The 19,293-nt window shown below is 69.8% G+C and carries 18 protein-coding genes; 3 read left to right on the top strand and 15 right to left on the bottom strand.

Annotated features, from left to right (window positions below; translation table 11 throughout):
- Nucleotides 1-5 precede the first annotated feature (5 nt).
- The 8 genes from HYQ63_RS29750 to HYQ63_RS29715 all read right to left on the bottom strand — a co-directional run bounded on the left by HYQ63_RS29750 (nt 6) and on the right by HYQ63_RS29715 (nt 9,296).
- Nucleotides 6-245, bottom strand: coding sequence for a hypothetical protein (locus tag HYQ63_RS29750; protein WP_179936925.1), 240 nt, complete (start codon nt 243-245; stop codon nt 6-8).
- Nucleotides 242-1,735, bottom strand: a complete 1,494-nt coding sequence (gatA, locus tag HYQ63_RS29745; protein WP_179936924.1) for an Asp-tRNA(Asn)/Glu-tRNA(Gln) amidotransferase subunit GatA — start codon at nt 1,733-1,735, stop codon at nt 242-244. The genes HYQ63_RS29750 and gatA overlap by 4 nt, the downstream gene beginning before the upstream one ends.
- A gap of 5 nt (nt 1,736-1,740) precedes the next feature.
- The gene (gene gatC / locus HYQ63_RS29740) at nt 1,741-2,037 is read right to left on the bottom strand and encodes an Asp-tRNA(Asn)/Glu-tRNA(Gln) amidotransferase subunit GatC (RefSeq protein WP_009714835.1); all 297 of its coding nucleotides are present in this window, start codon (nt 2,035-2,037) and stop codon (nt 1,741-1,743) included.
- A gap of 187 nt (nt 2,038-2,224) precedes the next feature.
- Entirely contained in the window at nt 2,225-4,318 is a 2,094-nt protein-coding gene (locus HYQ63_RS29735) for a bifunctional diguanylate cyclase/phosphodiesterase (protein WP_179936923.1), read from the bottom strand.
- A gap of 291 nt (nt 4,319-4,609) precedes the next feature.
- Nucleotides 4,610-6,844: an NAD-dependent DNA ligase LigA gene (gene ligA / locus HYQ63_RS29730; RefSeq protein ID WP_179936922.1), complete on the bottom strand. Its 2,235-nt coding sequence runs from the start codon at nt 6,842-6,844 to the stop codon at nt 4,610-4,612.
- A gap of 15 nt (nt 6,845-6,859) precedes the next feature.
- Nucleotides 6,860-7,873 carry a methionine synthase gene (locus HYQ63_RS29725; RefSeq protein ID WP_179936921.1) on the bottom strand — a complete coding sequence of 338 codons (1,014 nt, stop codon included), beginning with the start codon at nt 7,871-7,873 and terminating at the stop codon, nt 6,860-6,862.
- 43 nt (nt 7,874-7,916) lie between these two features.
- Nucleotides 7,917-8,606 carry an SDR family oxidoreductase gene (locus HYQ63_RS29720; RefSeq protein WP_179936920.1) on the bottom strand — a complete coding sequence of 230 codons (690 nt, stop codon included), beginning with the start codon at nt 8,604-8,606 and terminating at the stop codon, nt 7,917-7,919.
- A gap of 42 nt (nt 8,607-8,648) precedes the next feature.
- Nucleotides 8,649-9,296 (bottom strand): TetR/AcrR family transcriptional regulator, encoded by a 648-nt coding sequence (locus tag HYQ63_RS29715; protein ID WP_179936919.1) that lies wholly within the window; start codon nt 9,294-9,296, stop codon nt 8,649-8,651.
- Between the two features lie 143 nt (nt 9,297-9,439).
- Here HYQ63_RS29715 and HYQ63_RS29710 point away from each other — a divergent pair, with 143 nt between their 5' ends.
- A complete protein-coding gene (locus HYQ63_RS29710) occupies nt 9,440-10,054 on the top strand; it encodes an SRPBCC family protein (RefSeq protein WP_179936918.1) in 615 nt (204 codons plus the stop codon).
- Here the strand turns inward: HYQ63_RS29710 and HYQ63_RS29705 are convergent.
- Nucleotides 10,036-10,563 carry a TIGR00730 family Rossman fold protein gene (locus HYQ63_RS29705; RefSeq protein ID WP_179936917.1) on the bottom strand — a complete coding sequence of 176 codons (528 nt, stop codon included), beginning with the start codon at nt 10,561-10,563 and terminating at the stop codon, nt 10,036-10,038. The genes HYQ63_RS29710 and HYQ63_RS29705 overlap by 19 nt on opposite strands.
- Nucleotides 10,564-10,573: 10 nt before the next feature.
- Entirely contained in the window at nt 10,574-10,870 is a 297-nt protein-coding gene (locus HYQ63_RS29700) for a hypothetical protein (RefSeq protein ID WP_257232240.1), read from the bottom strand.
- 104 nt (nt 10,871-10,974) lie between these two features.
- Here HYQ63_RS29700 and HYQ63_RS29695 point away from each other — a divergent pair, with 104 nt between their 5' ends.
- Nucleotides 10,975-11,793 carry a helix-turn-helix transcriptional regulator gene (locus HYQ63_RS29695; protein WP_179936915.1) on the top strand — a complete coding sequence of 273 codons (819 nt, stop codon included), beginning with the start codon at nt 10,975-10,977 and terminating at the stop codon, nt 11,791-11,793.
- Complete coding sequence (locus tag HYQ63_RS29690) at nt 11,790-12,041, top strand: DUF397 domain-containing protein (protein WP_179936914.1); 252 nt, start codon at nt 11,790-11,792, stop codon at nt 12,039-12,041. The genes HYQ63_RS29695 and HYQ63_RS29690 overlap by 4 nt, the downstream gene beginning before the upstream one ends.
- A gap of 143 nt (nt 12,042-12,184) precedes the next feature.
- Here the strand turns inward: HYQ63_RS29690 and HYQ63_RS29685 are convergent, their stop codons facing one another.
- From HYQ63_RS29685 to HYQ63_RS29665, 5 genes are all read right to left on the bottom strand, one after another.
- On the bottom strand, nt 12,185-13,201 hold the full coding sequence (locus HYQ63_RS29685; RefSeq protein ID WP_257232239.1) for a sugar ABC transporter substrate-binding protein: 1,017 nt from the start codon (nt 13,199-13,201) through the stop codon (nt 12,185-12,187).
- 588 nt (nt 13,202-13,789) lie between these two features.
- Complete coding sequence (locus tag HYQ63_RS29680) at nt 13,790-15,244, bottom strand: class I SAM-dependent methyltransferase (protein WP_218929586.1); 1,455 nt, start codon at nt 15,242-15,244, stop codon at nt 13,790-13,792.
- 464 nt (nt 15,245-15,708) lie between these two features.
- Nucleotides 15,709-16,434: a hypothetical protein gene (locus tag HYQ63_RS29675; protein WP_257232238.1), complete on the bottom strand. Its 726-nt coding sequence runs from the start codon at nt 16,432-16,434 to the stop codon at nt 15,709-15,711.
- A 667-nt stretch (nt 16,435-17,101) separates the two neighbouring features.
- Nucleotides 17,102-18,256: a tRNA 2-thiouridine(34) synthase MnmA gene (gene mnmA, locus HYQ63_RS29670; protein WP_179936911.1), complete on the bottom strand. Its 1,155-nt coding sequence runs from the start codon at nt 18,254-18,256 to the stop codon at nt 17,102-17,104.
- A 51-nt stretch (nt 18,257-18,307) separates the two neighbouring features.
- Nucleotides 18,308-19,219 (bottom strand): TIGR03619 family F420-dependent LLM class oxidoreductase, encoded by a 912-nt coding sequence (locus tag HYQ63_RS29665; protein ID WP_179936910.1) that lies wholly within the window; start codon nt 19,217-19,219, stop codon nt 18,308-18,310.
- Nucleotides 19,220-19,293: the final 74 nt, after the last annotated feature.

Here is a 19,293-nt window from a genome sequence, read left to right as displayed (position 1 = left end):
ACCTCTCAACCCGCGAGGACGTCGTCGTCGCCCATGCGCTTCAGCTCGCGGACGAGCAGGGCGACGCCGGTGGCGATGGCGGCGGCGGAGACCACCGCGTCGGCCAGCTGGAGCTTGTCGTTCTCGAAGCGGGCCTTCTTGGCCTGCTTGATCACGCTGACCGCGCCGAACAGCGAGGTCGCGATGGACAGGTAGGTGCCGGGCTTGGACTTCTTGAAGCCCTTGGCCTTCTTGATCGCGCTCATAGCGACGGTGCCTCCTCAAGCAGCGGGTGGCCCCACCGTTCGGTGAGCGCGGCCTCGACCGCGGCACCGACCCGGTAGAGCCGGTCGTCGGCCATGGCGGGAGCGATGATCTGCAATCCGACCGGCAGACCGTCCTCCGGCGCCAGACCGCAGGGCAGTGACATGGCCGCGTTCCCCGCCAGGTTCGCCGGAATCGTGCACAGGTCGGCGAGGTACATCGCCATCGGGTCGTCGGCGCGCTCGCCGATCGGGAAGGCGGTGGTCGGGGTGGTCGGCGAGACCAGCACGTCGACCTGCTCGAACGCCTTCTCGAAGTCCCGGGTGATCAGGGTGCGGACCTTCTGCGCCGAGCCGTAGTACGCGTCGTAGTAGCCGGAGCTGAGCGCGTACGTACCGAGCATGATCCGGCGCTTGACCTCGGCGCCGAAGCCCTCGGCGCGGGTGAGCGCGGTGACCTCCTCGGCGGACTTCGAGCCGTCGTCGCCCGCCCGCAGGCCGTAGCGCATGGCGTCGAAGCGGGCCAGGTTGGACGAGCACTCCGACGGCGCGATCAGGTAGTACGCGGCCAGCGCCTTGTCGAAGGACGGGCAGGAGATCTCCACGACCTCGGCACCCAGCTCGCGCAGCAGCTCCACCGACTCCTCGAAGCGCTGCATGACGCCGGCCTGGTAGCCCTCGCCCGCGAACTCCTTGACCACGCCGACGCGCATGCCGCGCACGCTGCCGTTGCGGGCGGCCTCGACGACCGCCGGAACGGGGGCGTCGATGGAGGTCGAGTCGAGCGGGTCGTGCCCGGCGATCACCTCGTGCAGCAGCGCCGCGTCCAGCACGGTACGGGCGCAGGGGCCGCCCTGGTCGAGCGAGGACGAGAAGGCGACCATGCCGTACCGGGAGACCGCCCCGTACGTCGGCTTGACGCCCACCGTGCCGGTGACGGCGGCGGGCTGGCGGATGGAGCCGCCGGTGTCGGTGCCGATGGCCAGCGGGGCCTGGAACGACGCGAGGGAGGCGGAGGAGCCGCCTCCGGAGCCGCCGGGGATGCGGGTGAGGTCCCACGGGTTGCCGGTGGGCCCGTACGCGCTGTTCTCGGTCGAGGACCCCATGGCGAACTCGTCCATGTTGGTCTTGCCGAGGACGATGACGTCCGCGTCCCGCAGCCGCTGGGTCAGCGTCGCGTCGTACGGCGGAATCCACCCTTCGAGGATCTTGGAACCGACGGTGGTCGGGATCCCCTTGGTGGTGAAGATGTCCTTGAGCGCGAGCGGAACCCCGGCCAGCGGGCCCAGCTCCTCGCCGCGCGCCCGCTTCTCGTCGACGGCGCGGGCCTGCGCGAGCGCGCCCTCGCGGTCCACGTGCAGGAAGGCGTGCACCTTCTCGTCGACGGCCTCGATACGGGCCAGATGGGCTTCGGTGACCTCGACGGCGGTCAGCTCGCCGGAAGCGACCTTGGCGGCGATCTCCGCGGCGGTGAGCCTGATCAGATCGGTCATGCGGGTCAGTCCTCCCCCAGGATCTGCGGCACCTTGAAACGCTGCTGCTCCTGGGCCGGGGCGCCGGACAGCGCCTGGTCCGGGGTCAGCGACGGACGGACCTCGTCCGGCCGCATGACGTTGGTCAGGGGCAGCGGGTGGGAGGTCGGCGGTACGTCTTGGTCGGCGACCTCGGAGACGCGGGCCACCGCGCCGATGATGTCGTCCAGCTGTCCGGCGAAGTGATCCAGCTCTTCGGCCTTCAGCTCCAGACGCGCCAGCCGTGCGAGGTGGGCAACCTCCTCGCGCGTGATGCCAGGCATGCAGCGATCCTCAGGGTGAGTGTGAAGTGTTTTCGGCCCAATCCTATGGCGCCCCCACCACGAGGCGCGAAACGCTTTGATGCACACGCGTTGTGGGCATCGTTCCGCGGGGCGGAACGGGTGGGCACGACCCACCCACCGGCCCGCACCCGGCAGCGAAACCGCAAGGGCCAGCACCGCTGCCGCACTACGTCACGGGCTGATCGGCGTCCTTCTCCGCAGGAGCGGCCGTGGACTCCTCGCGCCGCCACCCGCTCTCGCCCCGGGCCCGCAACCACGCCGTCGTCTCCTCGGGCGGCATCGCGGCGGCGACCAGCCATCCCTGCACCGCGTCACAGCCCAGATCCCGCAGCCGCTCCCACGTCTCGTCGTCCTCGACACCCTCCGCCACGACGAGCAGCCCCAGCGAATGCGCGAGATCGACCGTGCAGCGCACGATCTCCGCGTCCTCGTTGTCCACGGCGAGCCGGGCCACGAACGAGCGGTCGATCTTCAGCTCGCTCACCGGCAGCCGCCGCAGATGGACCAGCGACGAATACCCGGTGCCGAAGTCGTCCAGGGACATCTTCACCCCGTGCCCGGTCAGCCCGGCGAGGGTGTCGGCGGCCCGCTGCGGGTCCTCCAGCAGCACGTGCTCCGTTATCTCCAGCTGGAGCGCCCCGGCCGGGACCCCGTGCCGGGCGAGGCGCCCGGCGACGGCTCCGGCGAAGCCGGGGGTGTGCACATCGCGCGGCGAGACGTTGACGGCGACCGGCACCTCAAGACCGTCGGCGCGCCAGCGCGCGACCTGGCCGAGCGCGGTCTCCAGGACGTACTCGGTCAGCCGGGGCATCAGCCCGGAGCTCTCGGCCATGGAGATGAACTCGTCCGGCGGCACCTTACCCCGGTCCGGGTGCACCCAGCGGACCAGCGCCTCCAGCCCGGCGACATGGCCGTCGAAGCCGACCTTGGGCTGGTAGTGCAGCTCGACGTCGCCCGCGTCCAGGGCGCGCCGCAGATCGCCGAGCAGGCCGAGCCGGTCGGGGGTGTTGCCGTCGCGCCGCGCCTCGTACAGCTCGACGCCGCTGCGGTCCCGCTTCGCCTGGTACATGGCGACGTCCGCGCGGCGCAGCAGCCCCTCGGCGTCGAGCGCGTGGTCGGGGTAGACGGCGACCCCGGCGCTGGCCTCCAGCACCAGGGTCAGCCCGTCCAGGTCGAGCGGGGAGCCGAGGTCGCCGACGAGGGCGCGGGCGCTGCGCTGGGCGCTGGTGAGCGAGTCGGTGGTGGGCAGCAGTACGGCGAACTCGTCGCCGCCGAGCCGCGCGACCTCGGCCCCGCGGGGCAGCGCCAGCCGCAGCCGCTCGGCGATCTGGAGCAGCAGCCGGTCGCCCGCCAGGTGGCCGAGGGTGTCGTTGACCGAGCGGAAGCGGTCGAGGTCCAGCAGGACGAGGGCGGTGCGGGCCCCGGCCCGCTCGGCCTCGTCCAGCGCGGTCCAGGTGCGCTCCAGCAGCCACTGGCGGTTGGGCAGCCCGGTAAGCGGGTCGCGCAGCTGCTCCTCGGCCCGCACCCGGGCGATCCACAGCGTGGAGTCGAGGGCGACCAGCGGCACCGCGAACAGCGGGAGCAGCAGCGGGGTGTCCCCGGCGACGACGACGATGAGCGGGGCGATGCCGAGCAGCGCGATGCCGACGAGGGCCTGCCGGAAGAGGGCGGTGCGGGCGACGGTGGGCAGTCCGGCGCCGGGTGGGGCGAGGGAGTACCACAGCAGGGCGCGGGTCACCACGAGGTAGACGAAGGCGGCGAGGATCGTCTGGGGGATGGCGGAGACGTGCCAGGTGTCGGTGTGCCAGGGCTGTTCGACGGAGGGGGTGGTGCCGAAGGCGGCGAGGGTGAGGGCGGCCGCGCCGACGCCGAGGATGTCGACCGCGCCGTGCAGGGCGGCCTGCCGCCAGCGGTGCCGTCGGGCGGCGCCGACCAGGACCACCACGGCGAGGCTGACGAGCACGGCGGGCATCCAGCCGTAGAGCAGCAGCGCGGCCAGGGTTAACGCGGCGCCCGATCCGGTGCCGCCCCACCAGCGGTCCCGGCCGAGGGCGACCAGATGGCCGACGATGATTCCGGTGAGGACCGCGAGCGACCAGCCCACGGTGCCGTCGGGAAAGAGCGCATGGCCCGCGTCGAGCACTCGGAATACTCCGATGCCGAGTGCGAAAGCGGCCATGGCGACCGCGGCGGCGGGCAACGCGGGCAGCAGAACCCGGCGCAGCCGCGACGCCGGTGCGGCGCTTTCGGTCGGTTTCATACCCGTCCCTCTCACAGCCGGCGGTGCCAGCGCCACGGCAGGCGCACACCTCAACAGTAGGCGGCAGAAGGGCATGGTGGGCGGCGATCGGCAGCGGTTGCCCGAATGCCGCCCGACGATCCATAACCTTCTGGTATGCGCTGTAAGGGTGATGCCCGCTGGCTGTGCCCGGGAAGTGCTCCCAGTCGTATTCCGGCCAGCTTTGCGCGGTCATGGCGCCGAAGATGGCCGGACTACTGCGCCGGACGGGTGGCTTGACTACTCCTCGTAAGCCCCTCGCGCGGTCTTCGACTACTCCTCGGGCTTCTCCGCGGGCTTCTCCTCCGCCCCCTCCTCGGACTCCTCCGGAGGTGTTACGGCGACCTCGCGTGCGGCGTCGGGGCCCTGTTCGAGGAGGACGGCAAATCCGTCGTCATCGAGCACGGGGACCTTCAACTGCATGGCCTTGTCGTACTTCGATCCGGGATTGTCGCCGACGACTACGAAATCGGTCTTTTTCGAAACAGAGCCGGTGACTTTCGCACCACGGTTCTGTAGCGCCTCCTTGGCACCGTCCCGGGTGTGCGACTCCAGCGTGCCCGTGACCACCACGGTCAGCCCCTTGAGCGGCAGCGGGCCCTCGTCCTCGCCCGCCTCCTCCTCCAGCCGCACCCCGGCGCGCCGCCACTTCTCCACGATCTCGCGGTGCCAGTCCACGGCGAACCACTGCTTCACGGAGGCGGCGATGATTCCGCCGACGCCCTCGGTGGCCGCCAGCTCCTCCTCGTCGGCCTCGGCGATCCGGTCCAGCGAACGGAATTCCCGGGCCAGCGCGGCGGCCGCGACCGGGCCGACATGACGGATCGAAAGGCCGGTGATGATCCGGGCCAGCGGGCGCTGCTTGGCGGCCTCGATATTGGCCAGCATCGCCAGGGCGTTCTTCTTCGCCTCGCCCTTCTGGGTGGCGAAGAAGGTGACGACCTTCTCCTCGCCCGTCTCCGGATCGCGCTTGGGCAGCCCGCTGTCCGGGTCCATCACATACGACCGGATGGGCAACAGTTGTTCGATCTTCAGATCGAACAGGTCGCCCTCGTCCCTCAGCGGCGGCTCGGCGGGCTCCAGCGGCTGGGTGAGGGCGGCCGCGGCGACATAACCGAGGTTCTCGATGTCCAGGGATTTCCGCCCCGCGAGATAGAAAATCCGCTCGCGCAGCTGCGCCGGGCAGGACCGGCTGTTGGGACACCGCAGATCGACATCGCCCTCCTTGGCGGGCTGGAGCGGGGTCCCGCACTCCGGGCACTCGGCGGGCATCACGAATTCGCGCTCGCTGCCGTCCCGCAGATCGGCGACCGGACCCAGGATCTCCGGAATGACATCGCCCGCTTTACGCAGCACGACGGTGTCACCGATCAGCACACCTTTGGCCTTGACCACGTCCTGGTTGTGCAGTGTCGCGAATTCGACCTCCGAGCCCGCGACTGTGATCGGTTCAACCACCGCATAAGGCGTCACCCGCCCCGTGCGCCCCACACCCACCCGGATGTCGACCAGCTTGGTGTTGACCTCCTCGGGCGGGAACTTCCAGGCGATCGCCCAGCGCGGCGCCCGCGAGGTGGAGCCGAGCCGCCCCTGCAACGGGATCTCGTCCAGCTTGACGACCGCGCCGTCGATCTCGTGCTCCACCGAGTGCCGGCGCTCGCTGTCCCCGTAGTGCGCGATGTACTCGCGCACGCCCTCGATCGAGTCCACCACCTTGAAGTGGGCCGCGGTCGGCAGCCCCCACTCGTGCAGCAGCTCGTACGCCTGCGACAGCCGGTCGATGGCGAAGCCTTCGCGCGCGCCGATCCCGTGGACCACCATGTCCAGCGGACGGCTGGCGGTGATCTTCGGGTCCTTCTGGCGCAGCGAACCCGCCGCCGCGTTCCTCGGGTTGGCGAACGGCGGCTTGCCCGCCTCCACCAGCCGCGCGTTCAGCTCGTCGAACGCCTTGCGGGGCAGGAAGACCTCGCCGCGCACCTCCACCAGCGCCGGGACGCGGTCGCCCGTCAGCCGGTTGGGGATCTTGGCGATGGTCCGCACGTTGGGGGTGATGTCCTCGCCGGTGCGCCCGTCGCCACGGGTCGCGGCGCGGGTCAGCCGCCCGTGCTCATAGGTGAGGTTGACCGCGAGGCCGTCCACCTTCAGCTCGCACAGGAAGTGGTACGCGCCGGTGCCCAGCTCCTTGGCGATGCGGTCGGCCCAGGTCCCCAGTTCGTCGTCGTCGAACGCGTTGTCCAGGCTGAGCATCCGCTCGCGGTGCTCGACCTCGGTGAACTCCGTCTCGTACGCCCCCGCGACCTTCTGGGTGGGCGAATCGGGGGTCCGCAGCTCGGGGTGGTCCTCCTCCAGCGCCTCGAGTCTGCGCAGGAGCCTGTCGAACTCCGCGTCGCTGACGATCGGGGCGTCCTTCACGTAGTACCGGAAGCGGTGCTCCTCGACCTGCTCAGCGAGCTTGGCGTGCTCATCCCGTGCCTCCGTGGGCACCGTCGACTGCTGTTCGCCGGCCACCGTGTCGTCCTCCCGTCACTCAGGGTTGTCCGCGAGCGATCTCGCCGCCCGGACACAGTGGGCCAGCGCGGCGCGCGCGTACGCGGGCGAAGCGCCCGCGAGCCCGCACGACGGCGTGATCACCACGGACTCCGCGAGAGTCCCCGGTGACAGCCCCAGCCTGCGCCACAGCGTCCTGACACCCCTGACGCTACCGGCAGGGTCCGACAACGCGGTGTCGGTGCCGGGGACGGCGCCGATGAACAGCGACGTCCCGCCCTCCACGGCCTCCCCGATCGCCTCCTCCTCACGCTCCGTGAGCAGCGAGAAATCGAACGAGACCCCGCTCGCCCCCGAGCGCCGCAGCAGCCCGAACGGCACCCCCGGCGCGCACGAGTGCACCACCACCGGCGCCTGCGCCGCCGCCACCAGATCCCGCAGCGCGCCCTCCACCACGCTCCGGTCCACCGCGGCGTGGGTGCGGTAGCCGCTGGCGGTACGGACGGTTCCGGTCAGCACGGCCGTCAGCGACGGCTCGTCCAGCTGGAGCACCACCTCGGCGCCGGGCACCCGGCGGCGCACCTCCGCCAGATGGGCGCGCACCCCCTCGGCCAGCGAGGCCGTGAGATCGCGGCAGGCGCCCGGGTCGCTCAGCGCGACCTCTCCGTTCCGCAGCTCCAGGCCCGCGGCCAGCGTCCACGGCCCGACGGCCGACACCTTGAGCGCCCCGCGGTGGCCCTGGGTGAACTCCTCCAGCGCGTCCAGGTCCTCCCCCAGCCAGGACCGCGCCCGCCGGGTGTCCCGCCCCGGCCGGTCGCTGATCCGCCAGCCGCTCGGCTCCACATGGGCGTACACCTCGACGAGCATCCCGGCGGTCCGCCCGATCATGTCCGCACCGGGCCCCCGCGCGGGCAGCTCCGGCAGATACGGCAGCGCCTCCAGCGACCCGGTGACGGTCTTCGCGGCCTCCCGCGCGTCGTCCCCCGGCATCGACCCGACCCCGGTCGCGGCCGCCGCGCCCCAGCTGTGCTTGTTGGTCTTCTCGCTCACCCCGAAAGCCTATGTGAGCGGGCACGTGCCCGACCGGCGGTCGTCAGCCGCGCGGGCGGACCTGGAGGTCGGTGATCTCCGCGTCGCGCGGGAGATCGAGGGCGGTGAGGACGGTCGTCGCGACGGTCTCCGGGGCGATCCAGCGCTCCGCGTCGTACTCCTTGCCCTCCTGCTGATGCACCTTCACCTGCATCGGCGTCGCCGTGCGGCCCGGGTAGACGGTCGTCACCCGCACGCCGTTGCCGCTCTCCTCCCAGCGCAGCGCGTCCGCGAGGGCCTTCAGCCCGTGCTTGCTGGCGGCGTACGCGCCCCACTGGGCGTTGGCGCGCAGGCCCGCGCCGGAGTTGACGAAGATGACGTGGCCCTGCCCCAGCCGGAGCTGCGGCAGGAGCAGCCGGGTCAGCTCGGCGGGTGCGACGAGGTTGGCGGCGAGCTGCCGGTTCCACGCCTTGGGGGTCAGCTCGCCGATCTCGCCGAGGTCGACCACGCCCGCGATGTGCAGCAGCGAGTCCAGCCGGTCGGGCAGCGACTGGTGGCTCAGCGCCCACGACAGCTTCTCGGGGTCCGCCAGGTCACCGACGACCGTACGCGCCCCCGGGAAACGCCCGGCCAGTTCCTTCGCCCGCCCGGCGTCCCGCGCCAGCAGCCACAGTTCGTCGCCCCGCTCGGCCAGCCGCTCGGCGACCGCCGTGCCGATGCCCGAGCCTGCCCCAGTGATCAGATGCGTTCCCATGCCCCCAGCTTGCCGCACCTGCTCCGGCCGCAGGGAATCGCGTCAGTGTGCGAGCAGGTCGTCGAGTTCGGACGCGAACAGCTCGGCGGGATCGATGCCCATCCCGGTGAAGTGGCCCGCGAGTTCCAGGGACAGCACGCCGTGCAGCCGGGTCCAGAAGGCCAGGGCCCGGCGGAGGGCCGCGGGCGGGGCGGGATGGGGGTCCGCCCACTGGCGGTGCTTTTCGAGGTGGGCGTCGAGCCGTGTCGCGGGGGCGTCCGTCGGAGTCGCGGCAAAGGCGTCGAGCAGGGTCGCCATGATCTCGGACGCGATCGTGGTGACGTCGTCGGGCGCGTGGTAGCCGGGGACGGGCGTGCCGTAGACGAGGAAGTACCGCTGGGGGTCGGCCAGGGCCCAGGCGCGCAGGGCGTGCGCCAGCGCGGTCACGTCGGCGCCCGGCTCGGCGGCGGCACCGATGGTGTCGGCGAGGCTTCGGTAGGCGTCCCTGATGAGTGCGGTGATCAGCTCGTCCCGCCCGGCGAAGTACCGGTAGAGCGCGGGGCCGCTCATGCCCATGTGCTTGGCGATCGCGTTGAGGGAGAGGGCGGACGCTCCCGCCGTGGCGATCTGCTCCCACGCGCGTTCCTTGATCTCCGCACGCACCTGGGTGCGGTAGCGCTCGCGCGGGGTCTGTGTGCCCGGTTCCGCCATGATCTGCCGCCTTCCCGCGCCTGCGTAACTACACCCTCAAGATTGAGTTTGAGGCTATCACGAAAGCGATTGACACTCCGACCGGCATCCCGTTAGAACTTATTACGACAACGAGAGCACATAACCGAACAGGGAGAGACCTCATGCCGAGCATGCGCCCGTTAGCGTTCGCGATCCCGCTCGCCGTCGCCGCCACCCTCGGGATGGCCGCCCCGTCCGCCCAGGCCACCCCCGGCGGTTCGTCCACGTGCCGTGGAGAAGGCGTCGACCCCGCCGCGCAGATCCGCTACCGGACCGACACCGTGATCAAGGCGCCGCTGAGCACCATCTGGAAGCTCCAGACCGATGTGGAGCGCTGGCCCGCCTGGCAGGCGCCCGTCCTCACCATGAAGCGCCTCGACCCCGGCCCCCTGCGGAGGGGTTCGCAGTTCCGGTGGACCACCCCGGCGCAGGCCACCCCCACCACGCCCGAAACCACCCTGACCATCACCTCGACCGTCCGCCAACTCCGGCACGGCGCCTGCATCCTGTGGAAGGGACCCGCGATCGGTGACGGGCTGCGCATCGACGAGGGCGTCCACCTGTGGACGTTCACCAAGATCAAGGGCGGGGTGCGCGTACACACCGAGGAGACGTGGACCGGCGACCAGGTCGAGTCCAACGTCCCCATGGCGACCGAGGCCCTCGGTGCGGGTCTCGAACAGTGGCTGCGCGACCTAAAGGCCACCGCCGAGGCGGATCAGACCGACTCCAGGTAAGTCATCGCCTCCACGCCGTTCTCCGCGAAGTGCACCAGGTCGCTCAGCGGGCGCGGCAGGAAGCCCTCCGCTTCCATCCGCTGGAACTGCTGCTTCAGCCCGTCGTAGAACCCCGCCGCATTCAGCAGCACGACCGGCTTGATGTGCAGCCCGTGCTTCTTCAGCTCCAGGATCTCCGTCGCCTCGTCCAGCGTCCCGGTCCCGCCCACCATGATCACGACCGCGTCGGCCCGGGCGAGGAGCTGCGCCTTGCGCTCGGCGAGATCCTTGGTGACCACCATCTCGTCGGCGCCCTCCCGGGCCTTTGCGGCGAGGAACTCCACCGAGATCCCGACCAGCCGCCCGCCGTGCTCCTGCACCCCGTCGGCCATGACCTTCATCAGCCCGACGTCCGACCCGCCCCACACCAGGGTGTGCCCACCCTTACCGATCAGCTCGGCGAACTCCCGGGCGGGGGCCGTGTAGCGGTCGTCGAGGTCGGCGGCGGAGCAGAAGACGCAGATATTCATGGCGGTCACTCTACGAGCCGGGTCGGACACCTTCGCGGCTCCGCGCCACGCGGATCGCATCGTGCAGCGCCTCGGCGAGGCGGGCGGAGAGAAAACGGAACTCGCCGAGTGGGATCTTCGGATCGGCGAGCATCGCGCGGGCGTGGGTCAGCAGTTCGTCTCCGGTGGAGAGCTGCATGTCCTCGACCTCGTCCGCCAGGGCGGCCACGGGACCGTCGCCGTCGGTGGAGAGATAGCAGGGGCGGCCGTCGGGAGTCGTCCAGGGTAGCAAGCGGAGACCGGTTGTTGGGGTGACTTCGCGTGACATGTGCCTACTGTCACAGGTCGCGTCTAGCCTGGTCACAGAATCGACGTAACGGTGCGTGATGGCGCCACGACGGTGCGATCTGTGCGATGGCGGAGGGGGCAACGTTGACCCAGCGGAAGAAGAAGACGTCACCGGCCGCGAAGGTATTCGGGGCGCAGTCCCGCATGATGCGGGAACGACTCGGATGGACGATGAAGGACCTGGAGAAACGGGTCCCTTACACCGAATCGATGATCGCCAAGGTGGAGCGCGGCGAGCGGGTGCCGAAGCCGCCGTATGTGGTGGCGGTGGATGAGGCGCTGGCCGCGCAGGGGTTACTCATGGAGGCGGCGAAGCTGTTGTGGGAGGACGGCCCGCCGGAGTGGACGCAGGAGTATCTGGAGCTTGAGGCCGATGCCCTGGCACTCCATGTGTACTCGACCCACATCCTGCACGGACTGCTCCAGACCGAGGACTTCACCCGAGCGGTTTTCCAGTCGCTGCGTCCCAGCTTGGACGAGGAGGAGGTGGAGCGAGCGGTCCAAAGGCGATTGGCGACGCAGCAGCTCCTCTACCGCAAGCCCGCCCCCAGGCTGGCGTTCGTCCTGGAAGAGGCCGTACTACGGAAGATGATCGGCGGCAGGGAGGTATGGGAGGGCCAACTGCGCCATCTCCTCAAGTGCGCGGCCCTGCACAATGTGCAGCTACAAGTCATGCCAAACTCCCGTGAGACCAACGCTGGCGTCGATGGCCCCATGGTCTTGCTGGAGACTCCGAACCACTGCATCGTCGGGTACGTCGAGGGGCAGCGAGGCAGCTACTTCCTCTCGGACCCTGAAGACATCAGCGAGCTGAACCACGTGTATGGCACGATCCAGTCGCAAGCCCTGGACCCCGAAGCGTCGGTCGCCTTCATCGAACGACTCCTGGCAGGAGAGCTATGAGCACCGAACTGGCCTGGTTCAAGAGCAGCTACAGCGGCGGCTCGGGCAACGCCTGCGTCGAAGTCGCCATCGAATGGCGCAAGTCCAGCTACAGCGGCGGTGAAGGCCAGGCATGCATCGAGATCGCCGCGTGCCCCAGCGCCGTACACGTCCGCGACTCCAAGGACACGGCGATACCGGCCCTCACCGTCACCGCCCCCGCCTGGCGATCCTTCGTCGGCTTCGCGGCCGGACAGCCGATCAACTAGCGCAGTCGCCCCACCGGTTGCCGGGTGACCGACAGCCGGTGGGGTGGAGCCAGGTGCCGGGGAGCCGACCGCCGGTGTGGTCGCGCCCGCCGGGTTAGTCTCGCCGCAACAACCCATTACCCCGCCATGGTTCTGACGAGCCACTACACGCGGTTGCCCCACAGTGATGGGTCGTTCACGTTTCGCTTGGTGACCACGGGGGCGGGGAGCCGGTCCTCAAGGAGTCCGCTGGGCAGGCGGACGATGGTGCTGCCGTGGTCCGTCGGCCCCGGTGCGAACTTCTGTCCCTCCATGGCCTTCTTGATGTAGCTCATGGCGTATTTCGCGTAGAGATCGATGGGCTGGGAGACGGTGGCGTCGATCTCTCCTTTGCGGATCGCATCGAGTTCCTGCGGGATGCCGTCGTTGGCGACGATGGTGATGTGTCTGGGGTTGCCGACCGGGAAGAGGGCGTTGTTTCGTTCCAGGATCGACAGCGCCGGTACCAGATAATCGCCGCCTGCCTGCAGGTAGATGCCTTTGATATCGGGATTGGCGTGGTACAGCGAATCCAGGCCGACCGCGGCCTTGCCGGCCTGCCAGTCCGCGCGGATGTTCAGAACCTTGATGCGCGGGTAGTGCTTGGCCATGCAGGCAAGGAAGGATTCCGTGCGGTCTCGGCCGTTGACCGACGCCAGGCCGCCCTGGATCTGCACGACCTTGCCGGTCTTGACGGCATCGCCGAGGTACTGGCATGACTTCCGGCCAAAGGCGCGGTTGTCCGCCCGGACCACCATGGCGACCTTGCCGCTGTCCGGTGCGACGTCCACCGCGACCACCGGCACCCCCGCCTGCTCGGCCGCGCGCAAGCCGGGCCGGATCGCCGCAGAATCCAGCGGCCCGACGACGAGGCCCTTGACCTGCTGGACCAGCAGGGTGTGGATATCGGAGATCTGTTTGTGGATGTCGGATTGGGAATTCACTGTGGGGAGCATTTTGACGCCGTGCGCCTTGGCCTGCGAAGGGACGGCGGCTTTGTAGGCTCGCCAGAATGGCGTGGTCTTCGGAGTGATCACTCCGACCACCCCCGTGGTGGCCGTGGGACCGGCCGTTGTGCCGCCGCCGCAGCCCGTTGTCGCAAGGCCGCAGGCGAGCGCGAGGATGGTCGCGGCGGTGGCCATGCGCCTCGTGCGGCCCGGCCTCGGAACTCGGGGCACGGCGGAGCGGCTGGGGGCCCGGAGCACCGGTCGCCTCCAGAGTTCTCGCCCGTGATGTGTGCCCATTCAGCCGTTCCCTCGGGAAAGACACCTCTGCGCGGCGGTGAAACCGGGCGGGCCGTTCTCGGCCCGCTGCCTTCTTATCCTAGTGGCTCGTCAGGACCTTGGCGGGGTAATTGGTCCAAGCGCGGATGGGTGAGTCGGGGGGTCGCCAACGGCTGGACCGTGGCCAGCCGCAACACCAAGCACGTCCTGCGCACCGGGGCCCTCGTCATCAATCCCTGGGAGGGGCCGGAGTAGCAGGGACAGACCGCCCCCGAAGCACAAGCGGCGTGGACACGGGTTCAACCAGGAATCTGGGGACACCCGAAATTCATGATGGCTCTCTTAGCCTACAAAGGGCTTGGCATTGTTCCTCTCTGGGTGCCGATCGGAATCGCCATACTGTTTTTCATCGCTTTGGGAGTCCAGCTCCGTAAGCGGAAGTAACAGGCGGCCGGTGGCAGGCTGGGGCCTGCCACCGGCCGTTACCGGGTTACCGGAGGGACCGGGCTACCGGGTGAAGTGGAAGATTCCCCACGTCACATGGTTGCTCTTACCGCCCTCGACCCAGTTGGTGAGACCTTTCTTCATGTGGGCGAGGTAGTCGGCGCTGACGTGCTCCGACAGGCCCTGGTCCTCCTGACGGCGGGTCTCCTCCAGGACCCGGGCGTAGTGCGTGACCAGGTGTTCGCGCAGCTCCTCGAAGCCACCGCCGACCTCGGTGAAGCCGAGGCGGGCCAGTTCGTGGCGGTAGAAGTCCGGGGAGCCCATGGTGTCCAGGTGGATGCGGTCCAGGATGGGCCGCAGGGTGTCGGACGGGCAGCCGTCCGCCGCCATGGGGTCGGTGAAGATGATCTGACCGCCGGGGCGCAGGACGCGGGCGGCCTCCTCCAGGGGGCGGCGGCGGTTGCCGCTGTGCAGGAACGCATCCTGGGACCAGACGACGTCGACGCTGTTGTCCGGCAGCGGGATGGACTCGAAGGAGCCGTCCAGCACCTCGATGGTCTCGCCGAGCCCGCGCTCGGCGTTGATCGCACGGTGCCGCTCGTTCTCCACCTCGCTGAGGTTGAGGGCGGTGACGCGGCAGCCGTACGTCTCGGCGAGATAGCGCGCGGAGCCCCCGAAGCCCGCTCCGAGGTCGAGGACGCGGGAGTCCGGCGTGAGGTCGAGGCGGCCCGCCATGCGGGCCACGGTGCGCCTGCTGGCCTCGGCGATCGGCTCGTCGGGCCGGTCGTACACGCCGATGTGGATGTCTTCGCCGCCCCAGACGCGCCAGTAGAACTCGTCGGCGTCCGTGGAGTTGTAGTAGTCGCGGGCGGTACCGACGGCCGGGGAGTACTCGGCGGCCGTCTCGTCCGTCGCGATGTACTCCTTCTCCGCGACGTGGATGAAGAAGTCGGGCTGCTCCTCCCGGTAGGTGTGCTGGAAGTCGCCGTACGTCTCGATCCGCTGGAATCCGACCTCCTCCATGAGCCGGCGCGTGTAGTCCTTGCGCAGCGGAAACATGTTGAGGTGGTAGACGGATTCGTCGGGGAAGCTGTAGCGCATGCGGCACAGCCCCTCGTCGACGTGCTCCGGCTCGACTGCGACGTCCTCCCCGCAGTAGTAGTACACGTGCTTGCTGGAGTAGCCGCGATCGAGCATGGCGTCGTAATTGCGGTGGTCGAGGATCAGGACGCCGTCATGCTTGAGCATCGCGTAGAACTCGGCGAGGGCCTTGCGCCGATCACGCTCCGAGAAGAGGTGCGTGAAGGAATTGCCGAGGCAGACGATCGCGTCGTACGGACCGTGCAGGTCGCGGTTGAGCCAGCGCCAGTCGGCCTGGACGACGCGGAGGATGTGCTCGCCGTGCTTGAGGCCGTTGTCGAACGCCTGGGCGAGCATCTCGGCGCTTCCATCGGCGCTCGCGGTCTCGAACCCGGCTTCCAGGAGCCGTACGGAATGAAAGCCGGTCCCCGTGGCCACATCGAGGACCTTTTTTACGCCACGCTCCCGAAGGAGGTCGATGAAGAACGTGCCCTCACTTTCTGCTCGCTTTTCCCAGTCGATCAGTGAGTCCCATTTTTCAACGAAGCTTGGTACGTACTCCTCGGTGTAGTGATCGGTGTCCCTGACCTCGAATGGATTGTCTCCGAATTTCTGGACCGATCGCGCAGAAATAGCGAAACCTCCGGTGCTGAGACAGCGGACGACGGCACCCGTGTCCGGATGTGCGCCTCCCCGAACTCGCGTGATCTATGCCACCTGCGATGCCAAATTGTATGTAAATACAAAGCAACACGGACCGGCCAATCCGGAATACACCGTTTCATGCTGTTTTTGGTGTTTCTTCGTGCTAAAGGCGGTCGTATCCGCGTCGGGACGGCGGCGAGTCGTAGCTCATGGCGGAACGAGTTTCCCATCATGCACCGTGGGGTGCCTCCCACTCCTCAGTGGGATGACTGCGTACCCGGGAAGAGTTCGACGCGCACGCTGTCGTCGTCGGCGATGACGTAGGTGGGGTCGGTGCGATGGCGCCAGCCCAGGGGCAGCAGGTAGTAGCGCTGGTCCCGTTCGACGAGCAGCCGCAGCCCGCTGTAGCGGTACCGGTAGTGGCGCCCCTTGCCGAGGTCCTCGACCAGCGGGCCCGGCGGTCCGGACATGCTGAGGCGGTCCGTGCTGAGCAGCACGACCGCCGTGCGGCGGACCAGTTGCTCCTCGACGCCCTCGGCCGCCCGCCTGCCCTGCTGGCCCGCGGCCATGCCGACCGCCCAGACGAGCATCAGCCCCGCGACGGTGGCGCCGAGGCCGCGGCGCCAGGAGGGGGCGGTCGCGGTGTGCCCGAGCAGCAGACCGCACGCCACGACGAGGGGCGCGGTCCAGCCGTAGGGCTGGACGTACGGCCACAGGGCCATCAGGCAGACTCCCGCGAGCACGATCAGCGAATGCCACCGGGCCAGCAGCCCCCCGGCCTGCCGCAGATGCCGGATGGCCCGCGCGGGCACCCCTGATGAGACCAGGAGCCTGGGCATTTCGGGCAGGATCACCGCCAGGGCCATCGATATGAGCACCGGCATGGTGATGAGTTGCAGGCTCTTGAGGGCGATGTCGGTGAAGCTCAGCCCGAGGGAGAGGGACCGCAGACGGAAATAGGAATAGTAGGCACTGTTGTACATCGCGCCCGCGTAGAACATGAGGGCCGTGAAAACCGACCCCGTGGCGACGACCGTGTTGACCCATTCAAGGGAATCGGTACTCCGGGGTTCCGGTGACCCGGTGCGCGTCACGGCGGGCTATGAGGCCGGTGGCAAGGGCGTCGGACCGGGAGAACCGCTGTCCGAAACGCTCGGGCTCCCGGCGCCGGCGGATTCCTCGACGGGAGGCTGACCCCCGTTGCAGTCCGGGCCCGTTTCGCACGCGGGCCCGGTGGGCTCCTCCACGGTGGGCTGGGCGCTGGGGTTGTACGGGTCGTCCTTGCCGGTGTCGGACGGCGGCGGTGCCACCGGCGGCACTCCGGGGTCCCCCTCGCCGGTATCGCTCGAAGCACCGGCCTCCGTGGCACCGGACTCGGGGACGCTCTCCTCGGACTCCCCCGTCTCCCCGGCGTTTGACGACGCGGAAGCGCTCCCGGTCGCGGCGGACGACACGGCCTGGGAGGGCGGCCCCGGTCTGTCCGGCCCCGAACGCGCACAGCCGCCGATCATGACACCGGTCAGCGCGAGAAAGACCATCGTGTGCGCGGTGCGCCGTCGAGACCCCACAGCATCCCCCCTGGACGTCCAACGTCATACTTTAGGGGAATTCTGGGCGCCAAAACAGTGCGGAACGGACACGAGTCCGGCGTTATGACTGCCGGGCGGCCGGGCGGGAGCGCTCCGTCGCCGCGATGGTCGCCGAGCCCACGACGCGGGTGCCGTCGTAGAGCACGATCGCCTGGCCTGGGGCCACCCCGCGGACCGGTTCGGCGAAGGAAACCCGCAGCTCGCCGCCGACCGGCTCGGCCGTCACCTCGGTCTCGCCGCCGTGAGCGCGGAGCTGGGCGGTGTAGGTGCCGGGGCCGGTGGGGGCGGCGCCGCACCAGCGGGGCTTGATGGCGGTGAGCGCCGAGACGTCCAGGGCCTCGACGGGGCCGACGGTGACCGTGTTGTTCACCGGGGAGATGTCCAGCACGTACCGCGGCTTGCCGTCGGGCGCCGGGTGACCGATGCGCAGCCCCTTGCGCTGGCCGATGGTGAAGCCGTACGCGCCCTCGTGGGTGCCGAGCTTCTGGCCGCCCTCGTCCACGATGTCGCCCTCGGCGGTGCCGAGGTGGCGGGAGAGGAAGCCCTGGGTGTCGCCGTCCGCGATGAAGCAGATGTCATGGCTGTCGGGCTTCTTGGCGACGGCGAGGCCCCGCCGCTCGGCCTCGGCGCGGATCTCGTCCTTGGTGGTCAGCGTGTCGCCCAGGGGGAACATGGCGTGGGCGAGCTGCCGCTCGTCCAGGACGCCGAGGACGTAGGACTGGTCCTTGGCCATGTCGCTGGCGCGGTGCAGCTCCAGAACGCCGTTGTCGCCGCGGACGACCGTGGCGTAGTGACCGGTGCACACGGCGTCGAAGCCGAGCGCGAGCGCCTTGTCCAGCAGCGCGGCGAACTTGATCTTCTCGTTGCAGCGCAGGCAGGGGTTGGGGGTGCGGCCCGCCTCGTACTCGGCGATGAAGTCCTCGACCACGTCCTCGCGGAACCGCTCGGCCAGGTCCCACACGTAGAACGGAATGCCGATCACGTCGGCGGCCCGGCGGGCGTCGCGCGAGTCCTCGATCGTGCAGCAGCCGCGGGCGCCGGTGCGGAAGGACTGCGGGTTGGCGGAGAGCGCGAGGTGGACGCCGGTCACATCGTGGCCCGCCTCGGCCGCCCGCGCGGCGGCGACCGCCGAGTCCACGCCGCCGGACATGGCGGCGAGGACGCGCAGGCGACGGCCGTCGCGGGGACCTGTGGGCGCACCGGGGAATTCAGTCATAACCCAGCCAGCATAATTCGCTCGGCGGGGAACGAATAACGGGTTAGCCGCTCAGCGGTCGTGGGCCCGATGCAGCACGCGCCGGGCCAGGTCAAGGGCCTGATCGACATCCTTGGCGAGATACGACAGCTCGACGAAACAGTGCCCGACGCCCGCCTCCCGCTCCGCCCGCACGACCGTGGCCGCGATGTCCTCGACCGAGGCGTCGGCGTCGGGGTTGACCCGGAGGATCGCGTCGAAGCGGGCCGGATCCCGCCCCTCCCGTTCGACCGTCTCCCGCAGCCCGGCCAGGCCCTGGGCGAGGGCGGCGATGGGGTCGGTCCCGGCGTACTTCCGGCCGACGGGCGCGATGGGCAGCCAGCCGTCCGCGCGCCGGGCGACCCGGGCGAGGGCGGCGGGGGCGAAGGCGCCCAGGTAGAGCGGCGGGCGGGGGCGGGCCGCGGGTTTGAGGTCGATGTGGCTGGCGGGCACGGTCCAGTGGGCGCCGCGGTACTCGACGGGGTTCCGGGTCCACCAGGCGGTGAGGACGTCCAGGCACTCGTCGAGGCGGCCGCCGCGCTCGGCCATGGGGATGCCCGTCGTCTCGTACTCCTCGGGCGACCAGCCGGTGCCCAGGCCGACCAGCAGCCTCCCCTCGCTCAGCAGGTCGATGCTGGTGAAGGAGCGGGCGAGCAGCGCGGGCGCGTACCAGGGCGCGTTGATGACATTGGTGCCGAGCTGGACGCGTCGGGTGGCCGCCGCGGCGGTGGCCAGCAGGGCGAACGGGTCCAGGGCGGAGCGGAATTCCGGTGGGATCACATCCGTACCGGCGTAACCGACCTTCGGGTCGACCGGGGCGAGCAGCCGGTCGCCGACCCACAGGCTGTCCGCGCCGAGCGCTTCGGCCTCGCGTGCGAACCGTGCGGCGTGCTGCGGATGGTGGGCCAGCTCACCGAACTGGGGAAGGGTGAACCCGATGCGCATACGGCGGCTCCTCGTGGTTCTCGTCGTCCTCGGGTCTCGATGTCCTTGGGCTGGCGGCAATCCTCGCCGTTAGT

Origin of the sequence: Streptomyces sp. Rer75 (genome assembly GCF_013414305.1) — a bacterium.
GTDB classification, from domain to species: domain Bacteria; phylum Actinomycetota; class Actinomycetes; order Streptomycetales; family Streptomycetaceae; genus Streptomyces; species Streptomyces himastatinicus.
This window is presented reverse-complemented; position numbering and strand designations above follow the sequence as displayed.